Source organism: Dyadobacter sp. SRI_021 (genome assembly GCF_057586235.1).
In genome coordinates this window covers 707,896-722,098 of record NZ_JBYCZM010000003.1, presented here as the reverse complement: position 1 = coordinate 722,098, position 14,203 = coordinate 707,896, and the positions used below count along the sequence as shown (strand labels likewise).

Annotated in this window: 10 protein-coding genes; 2 read left to right on the top strand and 8 right to left on the bottom strand. The window is 48.5% G+C overall.

Translation table 11 applies throughout. The features are described 5' to 3' along the window. Positions 1 to 31: 31 nt before the first annotated feature. The gene (locus AC2YIT_RS12310) at positions 32 to 2,446 is read right to left on the bottom strand and encodes an ABC transporter permease (RefSeq protein WP_487279353.1); all 2,415 of its coding nucleotides are present in this window, start codon (positions 2,444 to 2,446) and stop codon (positions 32 to 34) included. A gap of 45 nt (positions 2,447 to 2,491) precedes the next feature. Here AC2YIT_RS12310 and AC2YIT_RS12305 point away from each other — a divergent pair, with 45 nt between their 5' ends. Both AC2YIT_RS12305 and AC2YIT_RS12300 read left to right on the top strand, forming a co-directional pair. Further along, complete coding sequence (locus AC2YIT_RS12305; RefSeq protein ID WP_430845015.1) at positions 2,492 to 2,707, top strand: hypothetical protein; 216 nt, start codon at positions 2,492 to 2,494, stop codon at positions 2,705 to 2,707. Beyond that, positions 2,707 to 3,108, top strand: coding sequence for a type II toxin-antitoxin system VapC family toxin (locus AC2YIT_RS12300; RefSeq protein ID WP_487279352.1), 402 nt, complete (start codon positions 2,707 to 2,709; stop codon positions 3,106 to 3,108). The genes AC2YIT_RS12305 and AC2YIT_RS12300 overlap by 1 nt, the downstream gene beginning before the upstream one ends. 4 nt (positions 3,109 to 3,112) lie before the next feature. Here AC2YIT_RS12300 and AC2YIT_RS12295 read toward each other — a convergent pair whose 3' ends face one another. The 7 genes from AC2YIT_RS12295 to AC2YIT_RS12265 all read right to left on the bottom strand — a co-directional run bounded on the left by AC2YIT_RS12295 (position 3,113) and on the right by AC2YIT_RS12265 (position 14,144). Further along, the gene (locus tag AC2YIT_RS12295) at positions 3,113 to 5,527 is read right to left on the bottom strand and encodes an ABC transporter permease (protein ID WP_487279351.1); all 2,415 of its coding nucleotides are present in this window, start codon (positions 5,525 to 5,527) and stop codon (positions 3,113 to 3,115) included. Between the two features lie 12 nt (positions 5,528 to 5,539). Continuing rightward, positions 5,540 to 7,993 (bottom strand): ABC transporter permease, encoded by a 2,454-nt coding sequence (locus tag AC2YIT_RS12290; RefSeq protein ID WP_487279350.1) that lies wholly within the window; start codon positions 7,991 to 7,993, stop codon positions 5,540 to 5,542. A 167-nt stretch (positions 7,994 to 8,160) separates the two neighbouring features. Then, the gene (locus AC2YIT_RS12285; RefSeq protein WP_430845008.1) at positions 8,161 to 8,472 is read right to left on the bottom strand and encodes a type II toxin-antitoxin system RelE/ParE family toxin; all 312 of its coding nucleotides are present in this window, start codon (positions 8,470 to 8,472) and stop codon (positions 8,161 to 8,163) included. Continuing rightward, positions 8,466 to 8,702, bottom strand: a complete 237-nt coding sequence (locus AC2YIT_RS12280; RefSeq protein WP_430845006.1) for a hypothetical protein — start codon at positions 8,700 to 8,702, stop codon at positions 8,466 to 8,468. The genes AC2YIT_RS12285 and AC2YIT_RS12280 overlap by 7 nt, the downstream gene beginning before the upstream one ends. An 84-nt stretch (positions 8,703 to 8,786) precedes the next feature. Beyond that, on the bottom strand, positions 8,787 to 9,161 hold the full coding sequence (locus AC2YIT_RS12275; RefSeq protein WP_430845005.1) for an ABC transporter permease: 375 nt from the start codon (positions 9,159 to 9,161) through the stop codon (positions 8,787 to 8,789). Between the two features lie 233 nt (positions 9,162 to 9,394). Continuing rightward, positions 9,395 to 11,779: an ABC transporter permease gene (locus tag AC2YIT_RS12270; protein ID WP_430845003.1), complete on the bottom strand. Its 2,385-nt coding sequence runs from the start codon at positions 11,777 to 11,779 to the stop codon at positions 9,395 to 9,397. Positions 11,780 to 11,783: 4 nt separating this feature from the next. Further along, the gene (locus AC2YIT_RS12265) at positions 11,784 to 14,144 is read right to left on the bottom strand and encodes an ABC transporter permease (RefSeq protein ID WP_430845002.1); all 2,361 of its coding nucleotides are present in this window, start codon (positions 14,142 to 14,144) and stop codon (positions 11,784 to 11,786) included. Positions 14,145 to 14,203: the final 59 nt, after the last annotated feature.

The window sequence follows — 14,203 nt, the reverse complement described above, 5'->3', positions numbered from 1 at the left end:
CAGTGCGCCGGTTGCATCGGTAAATTCCTGATTATTCACTTCTTAATGCCGTTACTGGATTCGTCATCGCGGCCTTGACACTCTGAAAGCTGATGGTTACCAGCGCAATCAGTACCGCAGCGACGCCCGCCACAGCGAAAAGCCACCAGCTAATGCTCACTTTATAGCTGAAATCCTGCAACCATTCATTCATAAAATACCAGGCGATAGGCGATGCAATCGCCAGCGCAATGACTACCAGCTTGATAAAATCGATTGAAAACAGGCCAAAAATGTTCATTGCCGAAGCGCCGATGGCCTTTCGGATGCCCATTTCCTTGGTGCGCGATTCGGCCATGAACGCGACCACACCATACAACCCAAGGCACCCGATGAAAATCGCGATAAAGCTCAGTATTTTAAAGAGTGAGAAGAACTTGGCCTCCTTCTCATAAAAACTATCGAGTGTCTGATCGTAGAAGGTGTATTTGAATAAATAGTCAGGGAAAGCAGCCGTCCAAAGCTTTTCGATGCGATTGATCTGTCCCAACCCGGCATTTTTATCCAGTTTCACACTTAATGTCTGATAATTGTTGCGCATGGTCGTCATTACGCATGGAATAATCTCCTGGTGAAGTGTGTAAGTATTGAAATTTTTCACTACACCCACCACCGGGAGTTTCGAACCTCCCCCGCCGATCGTCAGCCGCTTGCCAATAATGCCTTCCGGATCTTTGAAGCCCATTTTTTTGGCAAATGCTTCATTCACGACGTACTCACGGATGGTATCCGCTGACAAATACATTCTCCCGGCGGCCATTTTAAGTCCGTAAGTATTGAAATACGCTGTATCGGCGGGACGCATTACCACGGTAAAATCAAGATCCTCCGCATCATTTTCATATCTGAACCCGGTTTGCCAGTTGCTTCTCGACATCGGAGTGAACGCACTGTACGCAACAGACTTCACGCCGGGTATCGCCCGGACCTCATCCCGCAATGCTTCCAGCTTGCCTTCCGGCTGATCAGGAATGGCAATGGTCACGATCTCGTCCTTTTCAAATCCCAGGTCGAGCGTGCTGAAATACCTCATCTGGCTGTAAGCGATCAGCGTCCCGATCAGGATCACCTGCGAAATCGAAAATTGAAGTACAATAAGCCCTTTACGCAGATTGGATTGACCGCTGCCCGCCGCGCGCATTTTTCCCTTCAATGCTAAAATAGGCTGGTATCCCGACACGACCAATGCAGGATAAAAACCTGCCAGGAAGGTGGTAGCGATGGTCAATGCGACACAACAAAGCAAAATCGACGGATCCTGAAAAAATATCACGTCGCGGGTCTGGATATTGAGGATATCCGCAATATAAGGCAGTAGCAACTGCGCCGAAACCAATGCCAGGGACACCGAAAACACGGTTATGATGCCCGTTTCAGAAAAATATTGGCGTAGCAGTTGTCCACGGGTACTACCCAGCACCTTCCGCACACCCACCTCGCGTGAGCGGCGCAGCGCCTGCGCAGTGGCGAGATTCACGAAATTCACACAGGCGGTAATCAGGATAAAAACTCCGACCAGCGACATGGCCCAGATCATTCCCTTACTGATCGAACGGTTGGTATAATTGCCTGTTTTTGTCGCGAAATGAATGTCCTTAACCGGTTGCAGGACGAACTTCACCCGCTTGTCCTCCTTCGGTTCTCTGTATTTTTTATTGAATGCCAATAGCTGCTGTTCAAACTGCGCTTCGCTCACATTTTCGGGTAACATCAGGTACACCTGGCCACCGCCATAGGTTGAAACCCAATCATCCCAGTTGGTAAATGCGCCAAATTCCTTCAAGGATGCGAAGGAAAGCATGGTAGTAAACGGCAGGTTAGTCGTGGCCGGCGGGTCTGCCACAATGCCTGTCACCACGAAATCCATCTGGTTCCTCACCCGGATACTCTTTCCAATCGGGTCAACTTTTCCGAAATAACGCAACGCCTGCCCCTCTGTCAGCACAACCGAACCGGGATTTTTGAGTGCTTGTGAAGGCGAGCCTTTCAGCCACTTGTAATCGAACATCCCGAAATATTCAGGGCCAATAAACGCGACATTATAGCCCGGATCCGAAAACTTCTTTTTCTCCGAGCCCTGTATGACCGTAATCAATGTCTCCCGCAGGCCGTATGTACACGTAACTTGATTGCGGATCTCGGGATAATCGTTGCGTAATGCCGCCAGTGCCGGAAGTTGAATACCTGCATTGAAACCCTTTTCTCCATCTTCCAAGCTATGATTGAGCAGGCGGTAAAGTCTGTCGGTGTTCTTATGATGGCTGTCAAAACTGAGCTCGTACCGCACCGTAAAGAAGATGAGCAGACAGCACGCCAAACTCAAAGTGAGACCAGTAATATTGATCAGCGTAAAATTCCAGTTGCGGCGAAGGTTTCTGAATGAGGTCGTTAGATAGTTTTTGATCATGGCACCTTATTTTCTATTTTTGAATACAATCAAAATGATATCGCTATGTTGACATCCATTAGCGGAGTTTATGAAAACGGGAAAATTACATTGGATGAAACCCCCGTGATAAAAAAGAAATCAAAGATTGTCGTCACGTTCCTGGAAGAAATGGAAGAGCCAATTCACCCAAAGCGCCGCTTGGGCAGCTTGAAGGGGAAGATCGGTACTCCCGATGACTTTAACGCTCCATTGGATGATCTAAACGACTATATGCTTTGATGAAATACCTCCTGGACACTCAAATCGCGATCTGGTCACTGGAAGACCACCCAAATCTCACGACACCCATACGAGCAATTCTCGAAAACCCGCTTAACACATTGCTCGTCAGCCCGATCAGTCTTATCGAAATATCGATCAAGTTTAAACTTGGTAAACTTCCCGATTTTGTCGTAAGCGTCGAGAAAGTTACCCGTCAACTCCTGAACGACGGATTCGAATTACTGCCGATCGGGCTGGGTCAAATTTATTCCTACCAGTCTATCCCACTTTTCGAAGATCACCGGGATCCATTCGACCGGATGTTACTTGCGATCGCATTGTACGAGCAAGTTCCGGTCATTACTTCGGATGAAAAATTCGAACGATACAGACCACTTATTCCAGTACTCTTAAACTGAACGCTTATTCGCTCCGTAGCGACTTCACCGGGTTCATCAACGCGGCTTTGATGCTTTGGAAACTGACGGTGACCACTGCAACTAGCACGGCGGCGAAACCGACGGCTACGAATACGAGCGGGCTGATTTCGATGCGGTAAGGATAGTTATCCAGCCAGAGCTGCATAAAATACCAGGCTGCCGGCGTGGCGATCAGGATGGCAATGAGTACCAGTTTTACAAAGTCCTTGGATAAAACGAACACCAGGCTCGTGATGCTGGCACCCAGCACCTTACGGACGCCTATTTCCTTCGTACGCTGCTCCATGACGATCAGCGCGACGGCGAACAGCCCAAGACACGACAATATTACCGCAACAGCAGAAGCCAGACTGAAAATCTGTGAAAGCCGTTCTTCTTCCTTGTACCAATTGTTGGTGTTTTCATCCAGAAACGAGCCGATAAACTCCGACTCCGGCGTAATCTCCTTCCAAACGTTTTTCAGTTTTTCCATCGACGTTGCCAGCCCCTGAGGTGTCACACGCACAAAAATATACCCGATGCCATCCGTGTGAGACAGATACATCGTAATCGGCTTTTTCTCCGACTTGGAAGAATACAGGTTGAAATCAGGGACTACGCCGATGATCTGATGCTTGATACCGGCGGTATCGGTCTGAAAGAACTTGCCGACAGGGTCTTTTTCGCCAATGGCTTTGGCCATACTTTCGGTAATGATAACCCTGCCCATCGAGTCGGTCGGGTAGGCCGGATTAAACTCACGTCCGTTGATCAGTTTAATATTAAGCGTTTTGAGGTAATCGTAGCTGATATGCAGCCAGTCGGTAGTCACCTCCCGCTCCTTGAAAGTGAAGCCAAGCACGCTGCGGGAGGTACTTCGGTCGAGTCCAGTTCCCAGGTTCACACCGGAGCCAGTAATACTCACGATATTAGGGTCGTTGGCCAAGCGATTACGCATTCTGCGCAGCGCTGTCTGCCCATTGACCTTATTCCCAACCGGAATGCTGATTACCTCCTCTTTCTGAAAGCCCAGGGGCTGCTTCCGCAGGTGATCGACCTGCTGCACTGCGATGATGGTACAGCAAATCAGCAGGCTGGAAAGCGCGAACTGCGCGACGATCAGTGAATTGCGCAATATGCCCGGCTTTTTGAGCGACACCTTTCCCTTCAAAACCTCTACCACATTGAATTTCGACATTTGGAGCGCGGGATACCCACCGGCTATGAGGGTAACAAACAAGAACAGTCCGACCAACATGGCGATTTTGTCGGGTTCGAAGATGTATCCGAGCGTCAGTTTGGATCTGAACGTGGCATTAAATAGCGGCAAAAGCGATATGGCGAGTACTACACCTATCAGAAAGCCCAGGAAGCAAACAACGCCGGCTTCCCCCCAGATTTGGAAGAAAAGCTGTTGTTTCAATGCGCCCAGCGACTTGCGCACGCCTACCTCACGTGCGCGGATAAACGAGCGCGCGACATTCAGGTTAATGAAGTTGATGCAGGCAATCAGCAGAATAAAGATGCCGATGCCCATCAACGCGTAAATCAGCGATCCCTCCTTGCCCCCGGAAATTTCCCGGTTAAAGTGAACATCTTCCAGTTTCTGAAGACGAAGCGCGTAGAGGTCACCCCGCTCGTCGGGCTTGGCTCCTTTCTTTTTGAGCTTTGTAATCGTTTCCGCGAAATACTTAGCCGTAAATGGTTTCAGCTTTTTTTCAAATGCCAGCTTATCTACCCCTGGTTTCAGTTTCAGGAAAATATTGTGAGAAAACGCATCCCATTGGTCCTTCTGCTGCTGATAGCCGCTCATATTCTCACTGCGCACAAATGCGTCGAACTGCAGGGAAGAATTTTCCGGAAAGTCCGCAAGGACCCCGCTCACGACGTACTCCTTCCTGCCCCCCTCCAATCCCACCTGAATGCGCTTGCCCATCGGGTTTTCGGCACCGAAAACAGCCTTGGCCATATGTTCGGTAATCACAATGCTGCTCAGGTCCTGCAAAGCGGCCTGCGCACTGCCCTGTTTAAAAGGGAATGAGAAAATCCTGAAAAAATCCGGCTCGGTGAATTTGATATTTTTGTCGAGAAACTTCCCCTTATATTCTACCACATCCGACCCGTTGACGACCCTCGCAATAGCCTCGATGTCGGGGTATTCAGCCTTCAACGCAGGCGTGATAGGGAACGGCATCGAAGCGGTACGATCCACACGTTCGGGATCATTGGAAAAGAAATAAGGCTCGAAGATCCGGTCTTTATCGGCGTGGAAATCATCGTATGATAATGCGAAATAGGCCGTCAGGAACAAAAAAACGCTTACGCAAAAAGCTACCGAAAGACCTGCGACATTGATAAAAGCATAACCCTTGCTCTTCCAAAGGTTACGCAATGCGATTTTGATATAGTTTTTGAACATAAGAAGGTGTTTTTAGGTCTTCAACGATTTCACCGGATTCGTTAAGGCTGCTTTGATGGCCTGACTACTCACAGTAAGCAATGCGATGATTACCGCCAGCGCACCCGCGCCAGCAAACATCCACCATTGCAGGCTGATCTTATAGGCAAAATCATTCAGCCAGCGATTCATGAGGTACCACGTAAGCGGGGTGGCTATCACAATGGAAATAAGGACGAGTTTCACAAAATCTCCGGACAGCAATCCAACAATATTCGGCACAGAAGCACCCAGTACTTTTCGCACGCCTATTTCCTTGATACGCTGCTGAGCGGCAAATGCGGCCAGACCGAACAACCCCAGGCAGGAAATCAGGATGGAAATGATGGTGAAGGCATTGACCAGCCTGGAAGTACGCGCGTCGGCTGCGTAATTTTTCTGAAAATCCTCATCAAGGAATGTGTATGCAAAAGGTTCGTTGGGTACGAGAGATTTCCATTTGCTTTCTATAAACGGAAGCGCAGCGGCCGCATCTTTACCTGCGATATGGGCAATCAGGTAATTGTAGCTTGGATTCATGTTCAGGAAAAAGGCATATGGTTCAATGACCTTGTGCAAATCCTGAAAATGGAAATCTTTTACGACACCAACCACCTCCACCGAGCCGGGCGTATCTCCTCCGTTGTTGAACAGAAACTTCTGCCCTACCGCTTTATGTAACGGGACATTGAATTTGCGGAGCGTGGCCTCGTTGACTACGATTTTATAATTCGTATCTGCCGGAAATTCCTTCGAAAACATACGACCCACAACCGGCTTGAAACCCATTGTCTCCATGAAATCCGGCGCTACCCAATTCGTTTTGATCAGATTATCATCATTCACCGTTTGCCCCGGCAAGAATACTGACATGTCACTGGGATTGAGAATGCCCGGATAATAGGCAGTTCCGGAAGCGGCCGTTATCCTGCTGTCCTGCAAAAGCTCATTTTTTAACGCCGTATAAGCCTGCCTCGCCTCCTGGCTCCTGAACGGGATCACTATCTGCTGGTCTTTGGTAAAACCGAGCGGCTGATCCTTCATAAAGCGGATCTGGCCTTGAATAACGATCGTTGCCACTACCAACCCGATCGAAATCACAAATTGGAACACCACCAGCCCCCGGCGCAGCGTGATCGCTGATACCGAGTTCACAAACCGGCCCTTAATCACATCCAGCGGATTAAATACCGACAAATAGAATGCCGGATAACTCCCCGCCAGCAAACCGGTAATCAATGCGAGCAATATAAACCCACCAACAATTTTCGGTTGCAGGAGTTCATGCAAATCCAGTGATTTATCTGCAAGCTGGTTAAAGAATGGTAGCAGCAACACCACAAGGGCCACGGCAATCACCAGACCTAGGAAGGTCAGTACCATAGATTCACCGAGGAACTGGCCGACCAGGCTGCCCTTGTTCGCCCCCATCACTTTACGCATGCCTACCTCGGCAGCCCGTTTTGCGGAGCGCGCGGTGGCCAGGTTCATGAAATTAATACAGGCGATCAGTAATGTAAATACGGCAATACTGGCCAGAACGTACAGATAAGTCGAACTTGTAGTGGATGATACAATCCGATCAATCTGGCTGAAAAGGTGTATATCCCGTACCGGAAGCAACGCCAGCTTCTTATCATATCCCGCGATTTTAAGATCCTTCCGCGCATATTTATTGATGAATGTAGGCAATTTCGCCTCGAATGCTGCTCTATCCGTGCCTGGCCGGAGGCGCAGGTAATGATAAAACATGTTGTTGGTGGTGAAATTGAGGTCAGGCTGCCGCAGGTAATCCCCTATCCAGCCCACTTGGAACGTCACGAAATAATGCGCATCGATATGAGAACGGCCGCTTTCGTCACGGAACACGCCGGTTACTTTGAAATTCTCGTTGTGGCCCGTCTTGCCGCCCACTTTTACCGTGCGGTTCAATGCGGGTTCATTACCGAAGAGCTTTTGAGCAAGGGCATCGGAAAGTACGATGGAATGCGGATCAACCAGTGCCGTGCGCTGATCTCCTTCCAGAAATTGGTAGGTAAAAACATCAAAAAACGTCGAATCGACGTGTGTTCCTTTGGTTTCATAAAATGAGAGCGGGCCTTTTCCCGGCTGCTCCACCGTCAGCAATGCCTTATCTTCCAGGAAATTCTGCCAAAGGCGCGTCACCTGTACCACTTCCGGGTATTCGGCTTTGAGCGCGTGCGCATAAGGTGCCGGCGCGCGGGGGTTATCCATTTTCTCCCCGTTCGGCTGTACATTTTCGGAGCGGACCAGGTACAGATCATTAACATGCTCCTGATGCTTATCGAACGAAACCTCGCTCAGAATATACAGCAGCAGGAGCATGCAACAAGTCATCCCGACCGACAGGCCGAAAACATTGATAACGGAGAACATCTTGTTTTTCAAGACATTCCTCCAGGCAATTTTCAGATAGTTCTTGATCATGGCTAGGTCATTGGATTGCATTCCGGTTTATCTGAAATGAAGAATTGTGCCAGCACAATCACAATCGCAATAATTTATTAATAATCAGGGCATTACGCCCAATATTAAACAACAAAGGTGTCCACTATCGGACACCTTTGTTCAGTATTGGACTGGACTCAAAGAATTTAATGTGAAAGTGGTTCTTGCCTTACGCTCCTTACACGGATAATATTCACTTTACGATTGACGTCGTCGATCACATAGGTAACCCTTATGTTGTAGACCTCAAATGATCTAAACGCTTCGTCGCCATCGATCCTAAACTTATCGGGAGTATATCGTCTTGGTTCCGATTTAAGATTGGCAATGCATTCCGAAATCTTCTTTTTTACTTTCAATGCATTCTGATAGGAATCTTTGCGGATATAAATAAAAATCTCCTTGAACTGAATCAACGCCTTTGTATCCCAACGAATTTGGTAGTAATTATCTACCATCCGTTAATCTCGGCTTCTGCTTCCTCCTGCGTCAGATATCTTCCAGACTTAATTCTGGCCAAGGCCTCATCCAGCTCTGCATTGTATTGCTCAATGGAAACTCTTTCGCCATGGTCAGGTTGCTTCAACTTCAAAAAAGCCTCAATAATGCCGAGCAACGACCTTTTTTCGCCTTCTCCTAACAACGGCAGATAGCTTACAATTTCTGAATCTATTGTCCTTGTGCTCATTTCCGGAACATTTTAGTCAATAACATCACGACTAAATATCGTTTACATAATATTAAATGTAATCAATTTCCAGTAGTTATCCACTTACTCACTCCTTAGACTCTTCACAGGATCTGCCAACGCAGCCTTAATACCCTGAAATCCGACCGTCAGGACTGTGAGTGCCAATGCGCCCAATGCAACAAGTACAAAAACATACCAGGGCAGACGGACGTGGTATTCGAAACTCGCCAGGTATTTGATCACAAACATGTACGCCAGAGGCAATCCTACCAGCATTGCAATGACCAGCAAAATGATAAAATCACGGGAAAGAAGCATGGCAATCCCCTCCACACTGGCACCGAGCACTTTGCGGATACCGATTTCCTGGGTACGTTTGCTCGCGGCGAGTGATATGAGGCCAAAAATAGTTGACAGGGCGATGACAATGGCCAGGAACGTCACAAAGTTGACCATTTTCCAAATCCCGTCGAGGTCGTTGTACTGCCGGTGCGAGTTCTTCCTGCATATAGAAAAACTGGAACGGGCGTTTGGACGGTATTTTCTTCATTTCTCTTTCAAGCTCCGTTAAAACGCCTTTTGCCTGCAAAATATCGGTAAACTTCAATGAGAGGTAGCTGTTCAAGCTTGGGGGGGAAAGGAGGAAAGAGAGGAAGAAGGAAGGGGAGAAAAGGGAAAACCCATCCTCCTTACTCCGTTCTTAAAGACTTAACAGGGTTCAACATGGCCGCGCGGATGCTCTGATAACTTACTGTCAGAACAGCGATCGCAACTGCCAGCACCGCCGCCCAGGCAAAATAGGTCCACGACATGGGAATACGGTAAGGGAAATCCTGCAACCACAAATTCGCCCCGTAATAGGAAATCGGAAGTGCGATAACGATGGAGATGACGACGAGTTTCACAAAATCCATTGAAAGCAGCGCCGTAATGCTCGCTACCGACGCTCCAAGTACCTTGCGGATCCCGATTTCTTTCACACGTGTCTCGGCATTGAACGTCGCCAGCCCGAACAAGCCAATGCAGGAAACAAAAATCGACAATACCGCAGCGAGGGTGATCATCTGCTTCCATTTAGCCTCGGATTCGTAGCGTTTCAGGTTTGCCTCGTCTTCGAACTTGTACTCAAAAGGCAGATTTTTGATATGGTTTCTGAAAATTTTCTCAATCGCCCTGATCGTTGCCGGCGTGTCCTTGCTATCCAATTTCGCGATAATGGTGCCGACGCGATAGTTTGGATCCTGGGTCATCACCAAGGGGGCGATGGTATCTTTCAACGACGCATAATGATAGTCGCGAATCACGCCGATGATTTTCATTTTCTTATTTTTCCATTCGAAATTCACCTCCTGACCGATCGGTTTTTTAAGCCCCGCGCGCTTCACAAATGCCTCGTTGACCACAATCGCTTCCTCCGGATCGGTAGAAAAGCTCTTCGAGAAATTCCGGCCTTTCAGCAAGGGAATCTGCAAAGCACTAAGGAACTCGTCGCTTACACCAATGTAACCGAATCCAATCTCACGGCCGTCTATTTTCGCAACTGTTCCGTTATAACTCCCATTAAATGCAGCCACCGAGGCAATACCTGATGTACCTTTCAATTCATTTTGAACAACCTCCATAACCTCATTGCCCGGCCCCCCGCGCCCCAGACTGAAACTTATCAGGTTTTCGTCGTTATAACCCAGGTCTTTGCTGGTCAGATATTTGAATTGAGAATAAATCACGATGGTGCCAATAACGAGGCATACCGACAATGCAAACTGAAAGATGACCAGCCCTTTCGTCAGGTAGTTTTTCTGCGTAAGCTTCGTGCGGTTGTAAAGCGTCTGCACCGGGCTGAAACCGGAGAGTACCAGTGCAGGGTACATGCCGGCAACGAGGCCGGTCATGAGAAACAATGCGACATAACCCGATACGAGCCCGGTATCCAGCAAATACGAAAGCGCAAGCTGCTTGTTAGCCAATTCATTAAAAACCGGCAACGCGATTTGTGTGAGTGCAATAGCCAGCGCAAATGCAAGAAAGGAAAGCAAGAACGATTCGCCCAGAAATTGGTACACCAGCTGTTTTCGTAAACCGCCCACCACTTTCCGTACGCCGATCTCTTTCGCCCGGTTAAGCGAACGCGCTACCGTGAGGTTCACAAAATTGATACAGGCGATCAATAAGATAAAAATCGCGATACCCGACAAAATATAGGAATAAATAGGGCTGCTGCCATGGTCGAGGCCGTTGCGCAGGTCGCCGTTATTACTCTGCAAATGCATATCCAGGAAGGGCATCAGGTCGAAAGTAACATAATTTCTGATCTCCCTCCCCTGACTAGCCTCGGCAGTTACTTTGCTTTTCGAGACCTGATTCATTTTACTCACCACCGCATGGTAATCAGCCTTTTCATGTAGCAAAACGAATGTATTCATATAAAAGCCCATCCATTCGCTGTCGGTCCAGCCTTTTGCTTCCTGGTATGCAAAGGGCAGCACGGCATCGAACTGGATCGACGAGTTCTGCGGGCAACGCTTCGCCACGCCGGACACGATGAAGGGCTCAAACTCATCTCCGACTTTGAGGTGCATTGTGTGCCCCACCGCATTTGTTGAACCAAAATACTTTTCAGCCAGGTCTTCGCTCAAAACGATAGAATGAATGTCTGAAAGGACCGTTTTGGGATCGCCGGAAAGCAGCGGCATCGAAAAAACCGAGAAAAACGGGGCGTCTGCAAACAGCACATCCTCTTTCAATACCTCATTCCCCTTTTTAATCACAAAAGAATTGGTCTGCGCCCGGATTATCTCTTTAATATCAGGGATATCCTGTTTGAAAGTCGGCCCGTGAATAGCATTAGTGCTTCCGAATGTGCGGGTTTCATGCTCGTCCTTGCTCGTGACCATCACCCGGTACAACCGGTTCTTGTTCACCTGAAACCGGTCAAAACTCACTTCGTCTTTCGTGTACAGCACGATGAGCATGCAGCAGGTAAGCCCCAGCGACAGGCCGGCAATGTTGATCACCGAGAAAACCTTGTTCCTCGTGAGATTTCGGATGGCGATTTTGAAATAGTTTTTTAACATGGCTTTATTCAGATTTCAACGACTTCACCGGGTTCATCAGCGCTGCTTTGATCGCCTGAAAGCTGACTGTAAACAGCGCGATCACTAATGCGGCCACACCTGCGACGGCAAAATACCACCATTCCATTTCGATACGGAAGGCGTACTTTTCAAGCCAGCCCGTCAGGAAATACCAGGCAACCGGGAATGCGATGACCGCCGCGATGCCTACCAGTTTCAGGAAGTCTGCCGACAGCATTCCTACCAGGGTGGAAACACTGGCACCCAGTACCTTCCGTACCCCGATTTCCTTCGTTCGCTGCTCCGCGGTAAATGCGGCCAGACCGAACAATCCCAGGCACGATATAAAAATGGCCAGGAATGCAAAGTAGTTGGAAAGCTTACCGACGACCATTTCGGCTTTATAAAGATTGCCAAATTCCTCATCTGCAAAATGGTATTTGAAAGGCGTACCCGAGTTATACCGCCGGAAAACTCTTTCCAGGCTTTCTATCGCCTGCTTTGTCTTACCCGCCTCCGCACGTACCATGCCTACGCCCCAGGCTTCCTTTTTGGGTTGAAGGCTGATGATCAAAGGTTCGATCGCCACGTGTAGCGAGCCGATATGAAAGTCCTTCATCAATCCGATGATCTTGCCCTTTTTACCCCACATCGTCAATTCCTTGCCCACCGGATCTTTATAACCGATCTTCTTCGCTGCGGCCTCATTTACCAGATAATTGGAAGTATCTGTCCCGAATGAAGGGCTGAAATCGCGCCCGTCCAGAAGCTTGATTCCCATAGTTTCAATAAAATTGAAACCTACCGGGTTTACATTGAAAAGCAATTGCTTGGTAGTATCCTTACCGGGCCATTGAACCCCCATTGTAGAGCTGCCATACGCCAGCGGACTCGCCTGCGACCGCGCCACCGACTTGATACCCGGTTCTGCTTCGAGTGCTTGCTTGAATGCGTCGAAATTGGTACTCATGGTATTTTCGATATCGGGAATGTAAAGCAGGTTTTCCTGACTGAAACCGAGGTTCTTATGCTGAATAAAATCGATTTGCCGGTAAATAACGATCATCGAGAGGATCAGCAGGATCGACAATCCAAACTGAAATACCACCAGCCCTTGCCGGAAATAAGTAGCATTGGGCTTGAATTTCAAAGCCCCTTTCAAAATCGTAACCGGGTTCAGCGACGACATGAACAATGCCGGATAACTGCCGGCCACCAGGCCGGTGATTAATGTCAATGCTAAAAGCAGCAACAGGAAGGCCGGATCCAGGAAGTCTAGGGAGAGTTGCTTTTCAGTCAGCACGTTGAAGCCTGGCAACAACGCCAGCACAATCGCTATCGCAACCACCAGCGCAAGCAGCGTAATGAGGATCGACTCCCCCATAAACTGCCCGATCAGGCTTGTTTTATAAGCGCCCACTACTTTCCGAAGACCAACTTCTTTCGCACGTTTCACCGAGCGGGCGGTGGCGAGGTTCATGAAGTTGATGCAGGCGATGATCAGGATAAATATTGCCACGACCGTAAACATTCGCACGTAGTCGATTCGCCCGCCGTTCTGCTTGCCCGCTTCCCAGTTCGAATACAGGTACGATTTCCCGTAATTGATCAGGAACAGGTCGACGTTACTGTCCTTGTTTTTAGTTTTGATATAATCCTTGATCTTCGCGTTGACCTTGTCGATGTCCGCATTTTTGGCCAGCAGCACCGCACAGCGTGGGCCGTTGTTGCCCCATTCTTTTGCCCATGGTGCACCTTTGAGCCACCTGTCGTAGCTCATCATGAAATCGAATTTCATGGACGAATACCGTGGGATCTCTTCCAATACGCCGGTAACCACCACATCATCCTTATTATCGACGCGCATGGCCTTTCCGATCGGATCCTGGCCTTTGAAATACTTGTCGGCCAATTTTTGGGAAATTACAATGCCATCGGGACGCTTCAGTGCCGTACGGGCATCGCCTTGTTTGAGCTTAAACGAAAACATCGTCAGGAAGTCCCCCTGCACATAGCGGCCCTTTTCATTGTCATACACATTGCCGACCTTCAAAACCGGTGATTGTTCCCATAGCACCTGACTGGCCTTTTCGATCTCCGGAATATCCTTTACGATATTCTCCGCCAAAATCCCGGGCGTAGCTGCGAAGGTGTTGATCTCCCCGGAATAATGCTGGTTTTCCATCACCGAGTATAGCCGGGCATCGTTCTCGTGAAACCGGTCCATTTTGATCTCGTCTTGTACCCACAGCATAATCAGCAAGCTGCAAGCCATCCCAAGTGCCAGTCCAAGGATGTTAATCGAACTGAACATCTTGTTTTTCAGCAAATTCCGCCAGGCGATTTTCAGATAGTTTCTAAGCATACCGTTTGTTCATTGGTGATGGAATAAATAGGATGTGCAATATGTTATTGGATATATTT